Consider the following 19396-nt stretch of genomic DNA (forward strand, 5'->3'; position numbering starts at 1 on the left):
ATTTGATTCCAGCCCATTATGCGGAATTTAAACAAAAAACTCATGCAATTTTGGTAAATTACATGAGTCATTTTTAGCAGTGAATACGGATCAAGCTTCTAACTTTTCAAATACCGGATAATCGGTATAGCCTTCCGCACCCGCACCATAAAAGGTCTGTGGATGAGGCGGATTGAGCGGCAGGTCATGTTGCAAACGATCCAGTAAATCCGGATTGGCAATATATTGTTTGCCAAATGCAACGGCATCGGCCTGCCCGGTGGCCAGGATACGTTTCGCAGACTCAGCAGTTAAGCCTTCATTGGCAATCCAGACACCTTTAAATTTCGGACGTAATTTTGGCATGAGGCTGTCCTCTGCTTCATATTCACGTGTGAAAATAAACGCAATATTGCGCTGATCCAGCTGCTCAACAACATAGCCGAAGGTTGCCAACGGATTTTCATCGCCCATGTCATGCGAATCACTGCGTGGTGAAAGATGTACCCCAACACGGCCAGCCCCCCAGACCTCAATAAAGGCATCGACCACCTGCAACAATAACCGGGCACGATTCTCAACCGGACCACCATATTCATCATCACGTTGATTGGTACTGCTTTGCAGGAACTGATCGATCAGGTAGCCGTTGGCAGCATGCAATTCCACCCCATCAAAACCGGCAGCTTTGGCCAGTTCGGCTGCATGCTTATATTGTGCGACAATTTCCTGAATTTCTTCATGCGATAACGCACGCGGGGTCACAAAAGGACGTTTTGGCCGAAGCAGGCTAACCTCACCTGCGGGCTGAATGGCACTTGGAGCAACCGGCGTATCGCCGTCCAGTAAATCCGGATGCGAAATACGGCCTACATGCCAGAGCTGCACCACAATTTTAGCACCCTGTGCATGCACAGCCTCGACAATCGTGTTCCATGCCTGAGCCTGTTCTTGCGACCATAAGCCCGGGGTATTGGCATAACCCGCTGCCTTTGGACTAATCACCGTTGCTTCAGTAAGGATTAAGCCCGCATTGGCACGCTGCTGGTAATATTCCACCATTAAGTCGTTCGGAATACGTTGTGCACCACTCCGTGCTCTGGTTAGAGGAGCTAAAACCAGACGGTTTTTAATTTTAAAATCGCCTACTTGTAACGCAGAATTTAGTTCAGCCATGATCGCCTCAACTTACACTTTTCTTTTTAAAGTGTCTGTTTTAAATGTTCGATGTATTGCTGAATCAAAGCTTCATTACGGGTAAAATAGGACCATTGTCCATATTTTTCGACCTTGATCAGACCTGCCTGCTGTAATACAGACAAATGATTTGACATGGTCGACTGGGCAACTTTGCCTAAACGCTCGATGTGACCTGCACATACACCCCGTTCAAAACTGCCACCACATTCCTGTACCGGTAAAAATTGCTCCGGCTGTTTTAGCCATTGCAAAATCTGTCGCCGCAATGGATTGGCTAAGGCTTTGCTTATAACATCAATATCCATAGACTCACCAGACTTCTCAACAGGCAAAGCTTTGTTCAGCATCTAGATCCAGTATATCTATTTTTATAGATATTAATATCCGTTTTTTTCGATATTAATATCATATTTTTTCGATTAACTGTCCGATGCTGAACGAGATTGCCTTTTTTAATGGAATTAAACTTACAGACCCTGCTTCAGGCTTGCTTCGATAAACTTATCCAGGTCGCCATCCAAAACAGCTTTGGTATTCGATGTTTCTACACCGGTACGCAAGTCTTTGATACGTGAATCATCCAGAACATAAGAACGAATCTGGCTGCCCCAGCCGATGTCAGACTTCGAGTCTTCCAGCGCCTGTGCCGCTTCATTACGTTTGCTCATCTCCAGCTCATACAGCTTGGCTCGTAACTGTTTCCAGGCATGGTCACGGTTGGCATGTTGCGAACGCTGGTTCTGACAAGCCACCACAATCCCGGTCGGGGCGTGGGTCAAACGGACCGCAGAGTCAGTTTTGTTAATGTGCTGACCACCTGCACCCGATGCACGGTAAGTATCGGTACGGACATCAGAAGGGTTAATATCAATTTCGATATTGTCATCAATTTCTGGTGAAATAAACACCGCCGAGAATGAGGTATGACGGTTATTGTTACTGTCGAATGGGGATTTACGCACTAAGCGGTGTACCCCACTTTCGGTACGCAACCAGCCATAGGCAAACTCGCCATCAACACGAATCGTTGCAGACTTGATCCCGGCCACATCACCATCCGAGACTTCCATCAGCTCGGCTTTAAAACCATGGCGTTCGATCCAGCGCATATACATGCGCAATAACATCGAGGCCCAATCTTGTGCCTCAGTACCGCCGGAACCGGACTGGATTTCAAGGAAGCAAGGATTCGGGTCCATCGGGTTACTAAACATGCGACGGAATTCCAGGTTACCCAAGGCCTGTTCAGCACTGTCCAGTTCTGCCTGTACATCGGCCAGCAGGCTTTCATCATCTGCCTCTACAGCCAGATCCAGCATGGCTTTGGCATCCTCCAGCTGCTCAGCCAGACGGTCAAATACACCAATGGTATTTTCCAAACTGCCCTTTTCTTTTGCGATCGCCTGAGCACGACTCTGGTCATTCCAGATCGCAGGGTCTTCGAGTTCTCTTAAAACTTCTTCTAAACGTTCAACCTTCAGATCGTAGTCAAAGATACCCCCGTAGTGTCTGGCTACGATCAGATAAATCTTTTAATTGCACTAAATACGGATTAATTTCCACGCGTCTTTTCTCACACAACTTTTCACTTGATCGCGTATTTTAACATAACTGTTTTGCCCGACACAGCCATGCCTTGTGTGCACCTGAACGGTCGAACATGTGATTTAAAACATCTATCCAGTTTTGTGTTGTCCCATCCTGTATCACAGGTTAAAGGCCTGATTTTGCCTAAAAATTAGACTAAAAACCCTAAAACACATATTTCATCCTAAGTTTTAATAAATCAAAACAATGATTTTTTATTTATAAATATCAATCAAATAAAATGTCAAAATTACAAGTCACTTACATTTGTACAGTTTGATTACCTTATCAAGATTGACGATGATAAAAATTGCTCTAGACTCAAGTTGTAACAAAACATGTATCAGTGTTTAACTTGGTTTAAATCTTAATGAGGAAACAACCATGAAAAAATTAGCAATTGCATCGGCACTTTTATCTGCGATCGCAGTAACAGGAACTGCTCATGCTTATCAAGCTGAGGTAGGTGGTTCTTATACCTATAAAGACCAAGACCGTTTTGGTGACAGTGATCGTTTTAGCGTAGATGGTACATATTATTTCAACCCGGTTCAAACACGTAATGCTCCGCTTGCAGAAGCCGCATTCCTTGACCGTGCCAGCAATGTAAGCGCACAGTACGCACATGAAAAAGATGACGCGATCAAAGACAACCACTATGGCGCTGGTATTGAATACTTTGTTCCAAACAGTGACTTCTACTTAAGCGGTAATATTGGCCGTGAAGAAGTGAAGCCAAATTCAAAATACCTGAATGACAACAAGATCAAAATCAATCACTATGCCGGTGAAGTCGGTTACTTGCCAGCCCCTGGCCTATTAGTTGCTGCGGGTGCCAAAACCGTTGACGTTAAAGATGGTGACCGTGAAACCAGCCCGACCCTGCGTGCAAAATATGTGACCAAAGTTGGTCAAAACGATATTAACCTAGAAGCGTATAGTGCTTTTGGTGACAACAAAGAAGTGACGCTAAAAGGTGACTACTTCATCGATAAAACGTTAAGTGTTGGTGTGGATTATCAAAAACTTAAATACGATGACACACTGGTCGACTCAAATGAATGGGGTATTTCTGCGAAGAAATTCTTCAATCAGCAGGTTAGCCTCGAAGGCCGTGTCGGCTTCGGTAATGACAAGTCATATATCGATAATGACTACACCTCTTTCGGCTTACGTGCTGCATACCGCTTCTAATACCTGAAGCTGAACTGATAAATCAAAAACGCCCTGATGATTCAGGGCGTTTTTTTATCTATACATTTTAACAAATACTTTTTTATCCCTCTCCCGATATCACAGCACGTTTTATCATCAAGAATTGACGCTAGGGGATTTTTGATTACACTACACTCCGTAACAAAATATGTATTTTTTTCAAACAAGGGGGAGAAATTAATGAAAAAATTTACACTTATTGCAGCGCTGATTGGTGCCAGTCTGAGCATTACAAGCCATGCCTATCAATTCGAAGCCAATGGCTCCTATGAATATGCCAACCTAGATGACGGTAAAGGCAATAGTGGCGTGATCACAGGCAAATATTATTTTAATCCTGTGCAAACCCGTCAGGCGCCTCTGGCAGAAGCGGCTTTCCTGAATAAAGCCTCAAATCTTGGCGGAGGCTACGCTTATAGCAAACTGAAGGATGACGAAGGTTTCGGTGACTTGCAGTTTAATATTCTGGGTGTACAAGGGGAGTTTTATATCCCGGACTCACAATTCTACCTGTCTGGTGCCTTACACCGTACCAACCTAAAGACCACGATTAAGGGTATGGGTTCCGACTCACACAAAGGGGACGGCTATAGCCTTGAGGCTGGTTTCCTGCCTATTCACGGCTTACTACTGGCGGTTGGTGTGGCTGATTTGTCAGACAGCCTAAATCCGGTTCAGGTCGCACAATACGGCTTTATCAACAACTTATCCAATGCAGCACTGGTTTCGGGTGATAATAACGATACGGCAGTGTCTCTACGTGCAAAATATGTATCACAAATCGGGGGCTACTATACCAATCTTGAAGCACTGAGCTACATAGGAGATGAAACCAGCTATCGCTTAGGTGCAGATCTATACCTTGACCCAACCCTAAGCATTGGTCTTTCCTTTGCAGACTCTACTGCCAAAGACTCAGATAGTGTATTCAATCTTCGCGCCCAGAAATTCATTACCCCCCAATTTGCATTGGGTGTTGGCTATAGCACAACAGATGGTGCGGATGCTTATGGCCTTAATGGCACCCTCCGCTTCTAATTACCAGAGCTTTACCTAAAACATCCGCTCATAACAGCGGATGTTTTACTGTGTAAGATGTACGATTTGCAATTGCAGGCTGGTAGTGCCATTAAACACATTACGTTCCAGCGTATAGACCAGATCGGCATGCCCCAGCATAGGATCAAACTCAAAACGGTCTTTGGCATTAAAAGCAATGGCATCAACAGCATGTGATCCGACAGCAAGTTTCAATTTTAAATGCTGCTCTTTTAACCAGCGATAATCAATGATTTTAAACCGCCCTTCAAACTGGGGAAAAGGAAATTTCTGCCCCCATGGTCCCAGTTGTTCGATCCAGTCCAGTGTAACCAAATGCAAATCGACATCGGCCAATTCACCATCTGTCCACAAGGTTGCCTGAAACAGGTCATCGTCCAGCGCTGCAATCGAACGGGTAAAAACCGTTTTAAATACCTCAAAGTTTTCTTTCTTCAAGGTCAGGCCAGCCGCTGCCGCATGCCCGCCAAAATGGCTCACCAGATGAGGATATTGTTCCGCCACCTGCTCTATCATATCGCGTATATGGATCCCTTCAATTGAACGGGCTGAGCCTTTAATATGGATACCATCTTCATCGGGGGCAAACACCAGACTGGGACGATGAAACTGTTCCTTGAGCCGCCCTGCCACAATTCCGATCACGCCTTGGTGCCACTGCTGATCGAACATCACCAGTGCGGCAGGTAAATCTGCTGTCTCGAGCTGGATATGTTGCAGGGCCTGCATCGCCTGCTGCTTCATCTCGTTTTCAACCTGCCGACGCTCGATATTCAGCTGATTCAGTTGCCGGGCCAGCGGATAGGCGGTTTCCATATCTGCAGCAAGTAAACATTCAATTCCGATCCGCATGCTTTCCATACGCCCAGCAGCATTAATACGAGGCCCCACCACAAAACCCAAATCTTGCGCGCGCAAACTGGCGGCATCACGGCCTGCGATATCCAGCAAGGCCAGAATACCGGCCCGACACTGATGCTGCTGTATACGTTTCAACCCGGCATCAATCAGGATGCGGTTGTTATAGTCCAATGTTGCCACATCGGCATAAGTCCCCAACGCCACCAGATCCAGATACTGTGTCACTTTGGCAGTACTTTTAGCTTGCTGGCTGCGTGAACTTGCCAACCTTGCTAACACATAAAAAGCAACCCCAACCCCGGCCAGTGCCTTGCTGGAAAAGTCACAGCCCAGCTGATTCGGGTTCACCACGGCTTCAGCAGCGGGGGTGGGTTTGGTGGTCAGATGATGGTCGGTAATGATCACCTGCATCCCCAATGCCTGTGCCTTTTCCACGCCCGCATGGCTGGAAATGCCATTATCCACAGTAATCAAGAGATCAGGCTGGTAACTCTGCCAGGCCAGTTCGGCAATCGCCGGAGTAAGGCCATAACCGTATTTAAATCGGTCAGGTACCAGATATTCGACCTGCGCTCCCATTTCTTTGAGCACCAGCACCATTAAGGCCGTACTGGTTGCCCCATCGGCGTCATAATCCCCGACAATGACAATGCGTTTTTGCTGGTCAATCGCCTGATCAATCAGTTCAACGGCGGTCTCCAGATCTTTTAAGGCGGGTGGCAACAAGTGTTTAAGCTTAAGTTCCAGCTCTTGTTCGGACTGTACACCGCGTCTTGCCAGTATTTCAGCAATAAAAGCAGGCACGCCCTGAAACTGTTCAGGGCGTGTAATCAAGGGTCTTTTTTGGATTTGAATCTGGCTCATTTATGGCATCAAACGTTGTAAGGTCCATTGACCCTCTTGGAGTTGATAACTTAAACGGTCATGTAAGCGATTTGGCCGTCCCTGCCAGAACTCATAATAGTCGGCTTGCACGCGGTATCCGCCCCAGAAACCGGGTTTATCCAGCTCTGCCTGGGCTTGTGCCTGTAAGTCATGGAAGCGCTGTTGCAACAGCTCACGGCTTTCAATCACCCCACTTTGTGGTGTACTGATATGCGCTGCAATCTGGCTGTCACGTGGCCGTTTATGGTAATAATCGGTTGACTCCTGCTCGGAGATCTTGACGACCTTCCCTCCGATACGGACCTGCCGCTCCAGACTTGGCCAATAAAACAGCAATTCAGCATACGGATTTTCTGCAAGGTCCAGGCCTTTCTGGCTATCATAATTGGTATAAAAATCATAACCTGCCTCTGTCGCACCACGCAACAAGACCGTACGCACATGCGGACGACCTTGTGCATTTGCCGTAGCTAAAGACATGGCATATGGTTCATGCAGGTTGGCAGCCAGGGCGTGATTAAACCAGTTCAGGAACTGCAAGTGAGGCTGGTCACTGACCTGGGCCTCGTGTAACTCCCCTTGCTCGTAACTCAGGCGTAATTCGCTCAGGTCTTTGATCACATCGCTCATTGATGTACCTCTTAAGCCGCCTGGGCTTGCGCGCGTACCGCATCCGCCAGATGATTTGCCAGTGCCTGCACTTCTTCCTGCTGGTCACCTTCCACCATGACACGGATGACAGGCTCGGTACCTGACTTGCGAATCAACAGTCGGCCACGGCCCTTGAGCTGTTGCTCTGCCTTTTCAAACTCTGCAACCAGTGCAGGAATGGCATACGGGTCGATCATGTGCTGTAAGCGTACATTGACCAGCACCTGCGGGAATAACTCAAAACCTGCCACCAGCTCATGTAAGGCTTTGCCTTGCTCGACCATCACCGTCAATACCTGTAGCGCAGCAATAATCGCATCTCCCGTGGTGCTCTTATCCAGCGTCAGGATATGTCCTGAAGGCTCGCCACCTGTCACCCAGTTATTTTCTTCCAGCGCCTGCAATACGTAGCGGTCACCCACCTTGGCACGTACAAAACCGACATTGGCTTTTTGCAAGGCCAGTTCCAGCGCCATATTGCTCATCACGGTTCCCACCACACCGGCCGGCTTGTTTTTGGCCTGTGTCGCAAGAATGTACAGGATATGGTCACCATCGACCAAATGCCCGTGCTTGTCTACCATCACCACACGGTCGGCATCACCATCAAATGCAATCCCCAGATCAGCCTCATGCTCAACAACAGCGTTTTGTAATTGTTCAGGATGGGTTGAACCACAGTTCTCATTAATATTTAAGCCATCTGGTTCATTAAAGAGCGGTATAACCTTGGCGCCCAGTTCACGAAATACCGATGGTCCAACGCTATAGGCCGCGCCGTTGGCACAATCCACTACAATTTTTAAGTTACGCAGGTCAAAATGGTAGGGAAAGGTCGATTTACAAAATTCGATGTAACGGCCATTGGCATCTTTAACACGCACACTTTTACCTAAATGGGCGGTGTCATCGATTTCGATTTCTTTTTCCAGTTCCTGGTTGATCTCATCCTGCAAGGCATCGGGTAATTTTTTGCCCTCACTTGAAAAGAACTTGATCCCGTTATCAAAATACGGATTATGTGAGGCTGAAATGACAATACCCGCGTGGGCATGTAATGCACGGGTCAGGTGGGCAATGGCAGGCGTCGGTAACGGCCCTAGCAGATGTACATATACCCCTGCTGCGTTTAAACCCGCTTGCAGCGCGGCTTCCAGAATATAACCGGATAAACGTGTGTCTTTCCCCAATACCACAATTGGCTTGCTTTTAGGACTGTTTCGTTTTAATACTTTCCCTGCGGCGAACCCTAGTTTCAAGGCGAATTCTGGGGTAATTGGCATTTGTCCAAATTTGCCTCGAATTCCATCAGTACCAAAATAACTCATGTTTTACTCACTTTCTTATCGTGTATATGGTCTTAACCATATCTTTCTTTACCGTGTTCACTTTACACCAAAACAAAAAAAACCGTCAGTACACTGACGGTTTTTCAATCGGCAAAATTACCAAAAATCAACCAACACGATAGTTTGGCGCTTCTTTGGTAATCGTGACGTCATGTACATGCGACTCTGACATACCCGCTGAAGTGATTTTCACAAATTTTGCATTTTGACGAAGGTCTTCGATCACTGATGAACCGGTATAACCCATTGATGAGCGCAAGCCACCCATCATTTGATGCACGATGTTGCCCATAGGCCCCTTATAAGGTACACGGCCTTCAATACCTTCCGGAACCAGCTTTTCAGCGCCTGCTTTAGCATCCTGGAAGTAACGGTCAGCAGAACCGGATACACCAGCCATTGCGCCTAACGACCCCATACCACGGTATGCCTTGTAATAACGGCCCTGGAAGAATTCGACTTCACCCGGTGCTTCTTCAGTCCCGGCAAGCAGTGAACCCACCATAATCGTGCTTGCACCCGCACCAATCGCTTTAGCCATATCGCCAGAGAAGCGGATACCACCATCGGCAATCAAAGGAATCTGGTCTTTCAATGCGTTGGCAACGCTGTCAATCGCAGAAATCTGTGGCATACCGATACCCGCCACAATACGTGTGGTACAGATCGAACCCGGGCCAATACCAACTTTGACCGCATCTGCACCCGCATCCAGCAATGCTAGTGCAGCATCACCTGTTGCAATGTTGCCACCAATCACCTGAACCTGCGGGTAGTTGGCTTTTACCCAGCGAACACGCTCGATTACACCCGCCGAATGGCCATGAGCAGTATCCACCACAATCGCATCGACACCCGCTTCAACCAGTGCCTCTACACGGCTTGGTGTTTCAGCACCTGTACCGACTGCGGCACCGACACGTAAGCGGCCCAGATCATCTTTACAGCTGTTTGGATAGCTTTCGGCTTTACGGAAATCAGTGACCGTAATCAAGCCTTTCAGCTCATGCTGCTCGCCGACCACCAATACTTTTTCGATACGGTGTTTTTGCAACAAAGCCTGGATATTTTCTTTAGACTCGCCCTCACGTACTGTCACAAGACGGTCCTGACCTGTCATGATATTGCTGACAGGCTGTTCAAGATTGGTTTCAAAGCGTGTATCACGACCTGTCACGATACCGACAACCTTGCCCTCTTTAACCACAGGCACACCACTAATATTATTGGCCTGGGTAATTGCAATCAGTTCACGTACTGTGGTCTCAGGTGTCACGGTGATTGGATCTTTCACCATACCTGCTTCAAATTTTTTCACACGACGGACTTCTGCAGCCTGTGCTGCAATATCCATGTTTTTGTGCAAAATACCCATACCACCGTTTTGGGCCATTGCAATCGCCATACGTGATTCAGTCACTGTATCCATTGCAGCAGAAACGAGGGGGATATTAAGTTGAATTCCGCGAGTTAAACGTGTCTTTAAGGAGACATCTTTTGGGAGAACAGTTGAGTAGGCAGGAAGTAATAAGACATCATCGAAGGTTAGCGCTTCTTGAACGATGGTCAGCATAACAATCTCACTGGTAATTTCCGTGAGCTATTATAAACAAATTTCCATGTGATTTTCATTTTCTATGACGAAAATAATTTAAATCGTTGCTTAAAAAGCTTCCTGCCGGACCATTATTGCGTGTAAAACCGGTTCATCCTGTTAGCAAACCTGATCATAATTGTCATTATTTTCAGAAGGCTGCTGTTCAACCGCAACCAGTGGAATCAGGTTATGTGCCAATCTTGCCTTGTTACAATGTGAGTCGGCAATCTGGACTTCTTTACAGCTTGAGCTCCGGAACGGATAAATGGCACAGCTCACCTGCTGCCCCACCTCACCCTGCAAGGCCACACATCTGACCTGTGCCTGATTGGTCCCTTTCATACATGAATAGACAGCTGTCAACGGCTCAACCATGTGTTCAGGGATCTGTTCTGCCTCAGCCCAGTAGAAAGAAACACGGTAATTTGCACAGCAGGCACCACAACTGACACAGGCATCCGGTGTCGCAATTTGAGACAACATTTTTTTAAAATTCTCGTTATCAGATTCAATCCTTTATCCGCTAAATCCTAAAAAAATTTATGCCTGCCGACAAGAGTGCATGATCAAAGATTCATGTATTTTCCAGTCATTTTGCAACCCGGACACTTAGCTCATTTCAGCCGGCAAACTGAACACATCTTCATTCATCAGATCTACGCCACATTCCAGTGTTTCGATCCAGTCCAGGAACTGGTTGATCATCTGCGTACCCACAAAAGCAGTCCCATGCTGAGGCACAATCATTTCAAGATCCATCTGCCGCACCATATTGACCCAGAGACGGATGACTTTATTGGAACACATATAGCGCTGGTGAAAACCTTTCATTTTTTGGATATGTGCCTCAAAGTCAGTGATTGCCAAGCTGGCATCTTCGACAATTGAAGCGCCCATATCGCCTGAAAATAAAATTTTTGCAGTCGGATCATAGAACTGGAAATTGCCAACCGAGTGCAGGAAATGGGCAGGTACAGCCACAATTGAAGATTCACCCAGAGGAATGACTTGTCCGGTATCTGATAGCTCAATCAGGCGCTCCTCCCAGTTGCCTTTCATGCGGTCACTCATAAAGGCAGAGTTCAGGTGCGGTAAAAAGCGTGCCCATAACTTGGAAGCCACCACTTTGGCATCGGTATAGACCAGCCAGCGTGGCATCGAGGTAATAATGTCAGGATCTTGATGGGAGGCCATCACATAGTCCAGATTTTTCAGTTTGGTATAACGGTTCAGCTCCATGGTTAATGGCACATAGGTCAGGTCACCGCCCGGGTCCAGAACTGCGGCCCGATCATGGTCAATAATGAGAAACTGATTGGCCTGAATGCCTTCCCCTTTGACCAGACTGGTAAAACTGATGCATTTATGTGTGCCATTATCAAACAATATTTGCGAAGTTGTGCGCTCGAAACTCATAACCACCCCAGAAAAATTCTTTAAATATGAAATAATTTTAATTCCATAATAAAATAATGGGATTTAATGCCCGTTTCAATCAGAGTTTGGGTTTTTATCAATATTTATAAAAAAGACCCGTCACTGCTGCACGGGTCTTGTTACATTCGGGCGCAATTAAAAGAAATAATGCTGGACCAGCGTCGATACCCCGACCACCAGAAAAATTGCAGCACCAATTTTATGGATCAGGGAAATCGGTAATTTATCTGCCAGCTTGTCACCAATAAACACTGCCGGTGCATTGGCAATCATCATGCCGAACGTGGTTCCACACATGACCCAGAACACACTGTCAAAACGTGCCGCCAAAGCCACGGTTGCGATCTGGGTTTTATCGCCAATTTCTGCCAAGAAAAACAGGATAAACGTTGCACCAAAAACCCCAAATTTCTGCCACTTATTGATGCTTTCACTTTCGTCACCCAACTCATCCGGAATCAGCATCCAGATCGCCATGCCGATAAAGCCAAGCGCAAGAATCCACAACAGGATTTCAGGACTCAGTACAGTAGTAATCCATTGCCCCAAGATCGCAGAAATACCATGATTAATGGTGGTTGCCAGCAGAATGGCAATCAAGATCGGAACAGGTTTACGGAAACGTGCCGCCAGTAATAAGGCCAGTAATTGAGTTTTATCGCCCATTTCAGCAAGGGCAACAATTGAAGTAGAGATGAGAAATTCATACATGGTTGAATGCTCTGGCTAGCAAAATATACCGATGACCTACCCCTCCCGCTAGCCAAAATCAAATAGATTGATGCAGAGTGGTAAATCAAAGGTCTTGCCAACAAAAGCACAGCTGAAAAGCTGTTCTTGGTTCTTTGCTATGATGACCATGTTCGGTTGAACAATTATGTTGATCATCACCTCTTTACTTTGCGTAAAGAGCGGCTACTCCCCAATGAAGTCAGGCCATTCTAGCAAACAATAAAATGCTTTTGAATGCTTAAGCCCAAAATTTTTGATAACTCCAGAGCAATAGACGGGCAAGGCCCAGCACAACGGCCAGATAGGCACTCAGGCCCAGAAAACCGGAGCTGCCCCAGCCCCCTGCTCCACCCCATTGCTGGGCCTGATATTCCATAGCCATCATCACGGTCGCGACCAGTACCTCCAGTCCCATGACTGCATACATGACCCAATCCCAAGGGAAATGCAGGACACTTACCCATACGCCCATTAATACAAAAACGCTGAGTAATAAGGGTAGCATCACCCGATAAACCACTAACATCCTTGCTCCCTGATCCAAAAAATCGTTATCAATACGAATTTATTTTAGGCAAAAGTATTCTCAAATAAAGCCATATCTTTGTCACCCTAAAAACAGAAAACCCCGCTGATGCGAGGTTTTCCAGATTCAAAAACGATTACAGCAATAAGCTACGAATGTCTTTGAGTAACTTGGTCAGTTTATTGGTAAAGCGTGCTGCATCGGCACCATTAATGACACGATGGTCATAAGACAATGACAATGGCAACATCAAACGCGGATCAAAGTCTTTACCATTCCATACCGGTTGCATGGTTGCAGGTGAAATACCTAAAATCGCAACTTGTGGCCAGTTCACCAATGGGGTAAATGCGGTTCCACCAATACTGCCTAAGCTGGTAATAGTGAAATTGGCACCTTGCAGGTCTTTCGGCGACAATTTGCGGTCACGTGCTTTTTGACTGAGCTCAGCCAGTTCAGTGGCAATTTGCTTAATCGACTTCTGGTCCGGATTACGCAGTACCGGCACAGTCAAACCATCTGGCGTCGCAACCGCAATACCCATATGGATTTCATTACGCAACAGTACTGACTTCTGATCATCCGCCAAATGCCCGGCAAAATAAGGTTCTTCTTTTAGCAGGTGCGCCACAGCCTTGGCAATAAAGGCCAAGATCGTTAAGCTGATCCCCTGCTTTTTGAAGCCGTCCTTCAGCTCGCCACGCCAGGCTTCAAGCTCGGTAATATCAGCCAAATCAAACTGTGTGACTTGAGGAATGAAATTATTCAATGACAATTGCGGTACAGACACTTGCTGTAAACGCGTCATTGCTTTCACTTCACCGCCACCAAAGGCACTAAAGTCTGGCAACTTCGGTAAGCCCGACGCTACTGGCGCTGCTTGCGTAGCAAGCGCTGACTGAGAGGCGGTTAGACGTGATTTTACATAAGCAAATACATCGTCTTTCATGACACGGCCATGTTCACCGGATGCCTTGACCTGACCCAGACTAACACCTAATTCACGTGCCAGTTTACGCACCGCAGGACCTGCATAAACCTTCGCATTTTCAGCTTCTTGTTCTTTGGTCAGCTTTTCTGCTTGCACTGGTGCACTCGGTACTGCGGTCGCTGCTGGCTGCGGTTTTTCAGCAACTGGCTTCTGCTCTGTTGCTGGCGTTGCAGCTTGTGCTTTTGGTGCTGCTGGTGCAGCAGCCTGACCACTGACTTCAATCGTTGCCAAAGCTACGCCCTGACGCACTTCCTGATTGGCAGATACATGAATTGCCTTCACAATTCCTGCAACTGAACTCGGGACTTCAACTGAAGCCTTATCTGACTCAACCACACATAGGCTTTGCTGGGCTTCGACACGATCCCCCACATTGACCAGAATTTCTGAAACCAGCGCCTTGTCTACACCCAGATCAGGCACTTCGATTTCAACATTACCCGTCGTGGTATTGCTTGCAGCAGGTGCTTCTGGTTGGGCCGGTGCTGCTTGTGGCTCTGGTTCGGATGCGGCATGACCAGCTGTCTTGACCTGGATCAGGACCACACCTTCTTTAATGCTATCGCCTTCCTTGATCTGGATGGCTTCCACAATCCCTGCAACCGAACTCGGGACTTCAACCGTGGCCTTGTCTGACTCCACCACGACAATACTTTGCTCGGCTTCAATTTCTTCACCGACCTTAACCAGAATCTCGGCAACCAACGCTTTTTCTACGCCAATATCCGGAACTTTAACATCCACAACCTGGCTTGCTGTCGCTGCCGGAGCGACGGCAGCTTGAGCTGGTGATTCAGCTGCTACCGCTTTGGCTTGTGCTTGCGGCGCTTCCGTCTGCGGTGCTTCTTTCGCAGGTGCTTCGGCAGCAGACTCGGACTCCAGCTCAATCAATGCAACGCCTTCGGTGACTTCATCACCCTGCTGCACCAGAATACTCTTCACAATGCCGGCTGCCGTGCTTGGTACTTCAACCGTTGCCTTATCGGACTCCAGAACCAGAAGGCTATCGTCAACCGCGACATGGTCGCCTACTTTAACCAGGACTTCTGCTACCAGAGCCTTATCTACGCCAATATCAGGTGCTTGGATTTGCATGATTATTTCCCCTCACCTGCTTGATTTTCATGATATTCAGCAACAGCCTGTACTTGAGGATGTGCTTGAGGTGCCCATGCCACCGGACGGTCAGTATCCAGCTCAAAAGATGAAATTGCATCTTTCACCAAGCGATTTTCAACTTCACCTTCATCTGCCAGTTTTTTCAAGGTTGCCACCACGATATGTGCGGCATCGACGCCAAAATAGCTACGTAAGTTGCCACGTGTATCTGAACGGCCATAACCATCTGTACCCAGCGTCACATATGGACGGTTGTCCGGTAGGTAAGCACGGATCTGTTCACTGTAAATACGCATGTGATCTGTTGCAGATACCACAATACCATCCGTATTGCGTAACTGTTGAGAAACCCAAGACTCTTTCGTAGTATCGCTCAATGGATGCAGACGGTTATATTCATCGCATGCCATGCCGTCACGTGCAAGCTCGTTAAAGCTGGTCACACTCCAGACATTGGAATGAATCTGGTATTCATCACGCAGGATCTTGGCAGCCTTGATAACTTCACGCAAGATCACACCGGAACCGAGCAACTGAACGGTTGCCTGTTCATCTTTCTCGAACAGGTACATACCACGTTTAATGCCTTCTTCAACACCTTCTGGCATGGCTGGATGTTCGTAATTTTCGTTCATTACGGTCAAGTAATAGAACACACGTTCCTGATCCTGATACATGCGTTTTAAACCGTCATGTACAATCACTGCCAGTTCATAGCCAAAGCATGGGTCATAAGCGACGCAGTTCGGAATCGTACCCGCCAGGATGTGCGAATGACCGTCCTGATGCTGCAAGCCTTCGCCATTGAGTGTGGTCCGGCCTGCGGTTGCGCCCAACAAAAAACCTTGAGCCTGTGCATCACCTGAGGCCCATGCAATATCACCAATACGCTGGAAACCGAACATGGAGTAGTACATGTACATCGGAATCATTGGCAGGTTATTGGTTGAATAACTGGTGCCCAATGCCGACCAGGCACTCATTGCACCGGCTTCATTGATCCCTTCCTGTAACATGTGGCCATCTTTGGCCTCACGATAGTTCATCAACTGTTCATTATCTTCCGGCGTATATTGCTGGCCATGAGCAGCATAAATACCCAATTGACGGAACATGCCTTCCAGACCGAAAGTACGTGCTTCGTCCGGAACGATAGGCACTACATGATCCTTGATGGCTTTTTCTTTTAGCAATGCCGAAATCAAACGAACCATCAGCATGGTGGTCGATTGTGCCTTGTCACCGCTGCCTTTGAGCACGCCATCAAAAATAGAAAGCTCAGGAATCGGTAAAGACGCACTGTCTTTACGACGTGCTGGCAAATAGCCTCCCAAGGCCTCACGGCGTGCCTTCATGTATTTCAGCTCAGGCGAGTTTTCAGCCGGACGATAGAATGGCAACTCTTCAAGCTGCTCATCATTAAACGGCAGGTTAAAGCGATCGCGTACATACTTGAGGGAGTCAAGCTGCATTTTCTTGATCTGGTGAGTTTTGTTAACCGCTTCAATTTCATCGGACAAACCATAACCCTTAATGGTTTTTGCCAGAATGACGGTTGGCTGGCCATTGCTCTTGGTGGCTTCTGCATAAGCTGCATAGACCTTGTACGGATCGTGTCCACCACGGTTCAAGGCATCAATATCTTCATCGCTTAAGTTCTTCACCAGCTCTGCAGCTTCAGGGTATTTACCGAAGAATTTCTCGCGTGCATACGCACCGCCCTTCACCTGATAACGCTGGTAGTCACCATCTACGGCTTCTTCCATACGTGCTTTTAAGGCACCGGTCGTGTCTTGTGCCAGCAATGGGTCCCAATGACGGCCCCACACCACCTTGATCACACGCCAGCCTGCGCCACGGAACAATGACTCAAGTTCCTGAATGATTTTGCCGTTACCACGTACCGGACCATCCAGACGCTGCAGGTTACAGTTCACCACCCAAATCAGGTTATCCAGTTTTTCACGGCCGGCCAGTGAAATGGCACCCAGACTTTCAGGTTCGTCCATTTCGCCATCACCCAGATAAGCCCAGACTTTACGGTCTTCTTCTTTAATCAGGCCACGATTCATCAGGTATTTTTGAATATGGGCCTGATAGATAGACATGATCGGTCCCAGACCCATCGATACAGTCGGGAACTGCCAGTAGTCAGGCATCAGATAAGGATGCGGATAACTCGGAAGACCATTACCGCCCACTTCACGGCGGAAATTATTTAATTGATCTTCGGTTAAACGGCCTTCCAGGAATGAACGTGCGTAAATACCAGGAGCACAGTGACCTTGGTAATAAATCATATCGCCGCCAAAGTTGTCGGAGGCTGCACGGAAAAAATGGTTAAAGCCAACATCGTACAAGGTTGCAGATGATGCGAAACTGGCAAGGTGGCCACCCAGATCATCACCGGTTTTATTGGCGCGCAATACCATTGCCAGCGCATTCCAGCGAATCAGGGCACGGATACGGCGTTCCATATCCTGATCACCTGGCATTGCAGGTTGCTCTTCAACTGAAATGGTGTTGAGGTAAGGTGTGTTTAAGCGCTGGATTGGCACATGTTTCGCAATTGCCCGTTGATAAAGTTTTTCTAGTAAGAAAGCAGCCCGTTCCGTGCCCATGTGTTGTAATACAGAATCAAATGCTTCTTGCCATTCTTGGGTTTCTTGCGCGTCAGAGTCGCCATAAAACGCCATACAATTCACCTTTTCCCTTAAGTTATTTGTCGACCCTATTTTTATCATGTTTTGCTTTATAAGGGGTATTACCCTGGCTGAATGGAAAACGCCTTATTATTTTCTGATAAAATAGTCATTGACCGAACTGAAACAAAAAACATAAAAAATCGCCAATCAAGGCGATTTTTCTTAACATTTATATACAACTGTCAATAAATTGCCTTAAGGCAACATTGCTAAATAAGTTGATGGGTTTTTACGCTGTCCGTCTTTTACGACTTCAAAATGTAAATGCGGCCCGGTACAACGGCCGGTACAACCGACATTGGCAATATGCTCACCTGCACTTACGCGGTCACCGGCATTTACGATTAAACGCGATGCATGGGCATAACGTGTGATATAGCCATTGCCATGATCAATTTCAACATACTGGCCATATCCTGTACCCCAGCCCGATTTTGTGACCACACCCGGACCTGTTGCATAAATTGGCGTGCCAGAAGGCGCTGCCAGATCTACTCCGGAATGATGCCGGGTTGAGCCTAGCAAGGTACGGTTACCCCAGGAAGAGCTGACCCGCCCTTCTTGCAAAGGATGACTGACTAACCAGGAATAGCCTGTATTGGCAGAGAAAGAGGACGCATTGTCCTGAGACGAGATGGCAGAACGGCCATATTTCTTCTCAATGGTCGCATTGTTCAGTTCAATGGTTTTTTCACGTAATTTAACTGACACATTTGATATGGCCGGCAAATCCATATCAGCAGAATGAGTATAAGAACCTTGGGCCAAGGTTTTGGATAATTGCTCTAAACGGTCATCCCCAGTGGCCTGACCAATATTCTGATAATCTGCAAAAGCAACCGAAGCAGCTGACGCAGCCAATGAAAATGCGAGTAAAATACGACGCGTATGATGCATAAAAAACCTCTTGAAACCGTCCTTCAAACGTTCCTTTATCATCTCTTCCTTGATAACAGCTGAACCAAACGCTTAAGATGGACACATCACCTCCGAGGAAGTTCTATGTCTGAACCTAACAACGTTTTTCAACAGAAAGGACAACACATAAAAACTGGAAACTTGACGTTTCTGACAACGCAAGTGACCCAATGGAAACAACTTACGAAAATTATTCAACCTTTACTGCCCCAACCGGAGCAATGGCAAGTTGTTTGTTATCAACACGGGGTTTTGATCATAACGGGTGAAAATCAGGCCATGATTAGTCAACTCAGCTATTTACAAAGCCACTATGTTGCGCAGTTAGCTCAGCTCGAAGGACTCAAGGAATTACGAAAAATTCAAGTTCGTTTAAGAAACAAACCTGTTGTCTCTCGTGAACCCTCTCCCCCAACAAAAACACTTACATCAGAGACCCAAGAGCAATTACGCAGCGCCGCTGAATATGTGAGCGACCCTAAGCTTAGCCAAGCTCTACTACGTTTGGCAAGCAATAAAAAGTAAACTTCATACATTAGGTAGCAAAGCCTAACAGTATATTTTGTGACAAAAATCTCAGTTTCA

Annotated in this window: 17 protein-coding genes and 1 riboswitch; of the genes, 3 read left to right on the plus strand and 14 right to left on the minus strand. The window is 47.0% G+C overall.

Annotated features, from left to right (window positions below; translation table 11 throughout):
- Positions 1 to 90: 90 nt before the first annotated feature.
- The 3 genes from OC23_RS17800 to prfB all read right to left on the minus strand — a co-directional run bounded on the left by OC23_RS17800 (position 91) and on the right by prfB (position 2742).
- On the minus strand, positions 91 to 1155 hold the full coding sequence (locus OC23_RS17800) for an alkene reductase (protein WP_038346305.1): 1065 nt from the start codon (positions 1153 to 1155) through the stop codon (positions 91 to 93).
- 26 nt (positions 1156 to 1181) lie between these two features.
- Entirely contained in the window at positions 1182 to 1484 is a 303-nt protein-coding gene (locus tag OC23_RS17805; RefSeq protein WP_038346460.1) for an ArsR/SmtB family transcription factor, read from the minus strand.
- Between the two features lie 162 nt (positions 1485 to 1646).
- Positions 1647 to 2742, minus strand: a protein-coding gene (gene prfB, locus OC23_RS17810) for a peptide chain release factor 2 (protein ID WP_152607858.1) whose coding sequence is annotated in 2 segments (ribosomal slippage) — positions 1647 to 2669 and positions 2671 to 2742 — 1095 coding nt in all. Because the reading frame shifts where the segments join, the coding sequence is not laid out codon by codon here.
- Between the two features lie 408 nt (positions 2743 to 3150).
- Between prfB and OC23_RS17815 the strand changes: the two genes are divergently transcribed.
- Entirely contained in the window at positions 3151 to 3960 is an 810-nt protein-coding gene (locus OC23_RS17815) for a putative porin (protein WP_038346306.1), read from the plus strand.
- 201 nt (positions 3961 to 4161) lie between these two features.
- Entirely contained in the window at positions 4162 to 5019 is an 858-nt protein-coding gene (locus tag OC23_RS17820; RefSeq protein WP_038346307.1) for a putative porin, read from the plus strand.
- Positions 5020 to 5064: 45 nt separating this feature from the next.
- On the opposite strand, the gene recJ is transcribed toward OC23_RS17820, so the two are convergent.
- The 11 genes from recJ to OC23_RS17880 form a co-directional block, all read right to left on the minus strand.
- Positions 5065 to 6765 carry a single-stranded-DNA-specific exonuclease RecJ gene (gene recJ / locus OC23_RS17825; protein WP_038346308.1) on the minus strand — a complete coding sequence of 567 codons (1701 nt, stop codon included), beginning with the start codon at positions 6763 to 6765 and terminating at the stop codon, positions 5065 to 5067.
- Positions 6766 to 7416: a pyridoxamine 5'-phosphate oxidase gene (gene pdxH / locus OC23_RS17830; protein ID WP_038346309.1), complete on the minus strand. Its 651-nt coding sequence runs from the start codon at positions 7414 to 7416 to the stop codon at positions 6766 to 6768. It abuts the gene before it with no gap.
- Positions 7417 to 7427: 11 nt separating this feature from the next.
- A complete protein-coding gene (glmM, locus tag OC23_RS17835; protein ID WP_038346310.1) occupies positions 7428 to 8765 on the minus strand; it encodes a phosphoglucosamine mutase in 1338 nt (445 codons plus the stop codon).
- Positions 8766 to 8892: 127 nt separating this feature from the next.
- Positions 8893 to 10359: an IMP dehydrogenase gene (guaB, locus tag OC23_RS17840; RefSeq protein ID WP_038346311.1), complete on the minus strand. Its 1467-nt coding sequence runs from the start codon at positions 10357 to 10359 to the stop codon at positions 8893 to 8895.
- A gap of 141 nt (positions 10360 to 10500) precedes the next feature.
- Positions 10501 to 10866 (minus strand): YkgJ family cysteine cluster protein, encoded by a 366-nt coding sequence (locus tag OC23_RS17845; RefSeq protein ID WP_038346312.1) that lies wholly within the window; start codon positions 10864 to 10866, stop codon positions 10501 to 10503.
- Between the two features lie 126 nt (positions 10867 to 10992).
- On the minus strand, positions 10993 to 11799 hold the full coding sequence (locus OC23_RS17850; RefSeq protein WP_038346313.1) for an MBL fold metallo-hydrolase: 807 nt from the start codon (positions 11797 to 11799) through the stop codon (positions 10993 to 10995).
- A gap of 156 nt (positions 11800 to 11955) precedes the next feature.
- Positions 11956 to 12531, minus strand: a complete 576-nt coding sequence (locus OC23_RS17855; RefSeq protein ID WP_038346314.1) for a TMEM165/GDT1 family protein — start codon at positions 12529 to 12531, stop codon at positions 11956 to 11958.
- An 84-nt stretch (positions 12532 to 12615) separates the two neighbouring features.
- A riboswitch (yybP-ykoY riboswitch) is annotated at positions 12616 to 12756 on the minus strand.
- Between the two features lie 34 nt (positions 12757 to 12790).
- Positions 12791 to 13078 carry a hypothetical protein gene (locus OC23_RS17865; protein WP_038346315.1) on the minus strand — a complete coding sequence of 96 codons (288 nt, stop codon included), beginning with the start codon at positions 13076 to 13078 and terminating at the stop codon, positions 12791 to 12793.
- A gap of 136 nt (positions 13079 to 13214) precedes the next feature.
- On the minus strand, positions 13215 to 15164 hold the full coding sequence (locus tag OC23_RS17870; protein ID WP_038346316.1) for a 2-oxo acid dehydrogenase subunit E2: 1950 nt from the start codon (positions 15162 to 15164) through the stop codon (positions 13215 to 13217).
- Positions 15165 to 15166: 2 nt separating this feature from the next.
- Positions 15167 to 17884: a pyruvate dehydrogenase (acetyl-transferring), homodimeric type gene (aceE, locus tag OC23_RS17875; protein ID WP_038346317.1), complete on the minus strand. Its 2718-nt coding sequence runs from the start codon at positions 17882 to 17884 to the stop codon at positions 15167 to 15169.
- Between the two features lie 204 nt (positions 17885 to 18088).
- Positions 18089 to 18790, minus strand: coding sequence for a M23 family metallopeptidase (locus tag OC23_RS17880; RefSeq protein ID WP_038346318.1), 702 nt, complete (start codon positions 18788 to 18790; stop codon positions 18089 to 18091).
- A 105-nt stretch (positions 18791 to 18895) separates the two neighbouring features.
- Here OC23_RS17880 and OC23_RS17885 point away from each other — a divergent pair, with 105 nt between their 5' ends.
- Positions 18896 to 19336 carry a hypothetical protein gene (locus tag OC23_RS17885; RefSeq protein WP_038346319.1) on the plus strand — a complete coding sequence of 147 codons (441 nt, stop codon included), beginning with the start codon at positions 18896 to 18898 and terminating at the stop codon, positions 19334 to 19336.
- Positions 19337 to 19396: the final 60 nt, after the last annotated feature.

Source organism: Acinetobacter sp. A47 (genome assembly GCF_000805455.1).
Taxonomy (GTDB): Bacteria; Pseudomonadota; Gammaproteobacteria; order Pseudomonadales; family Moraxellaceae; genus Acinetobacter.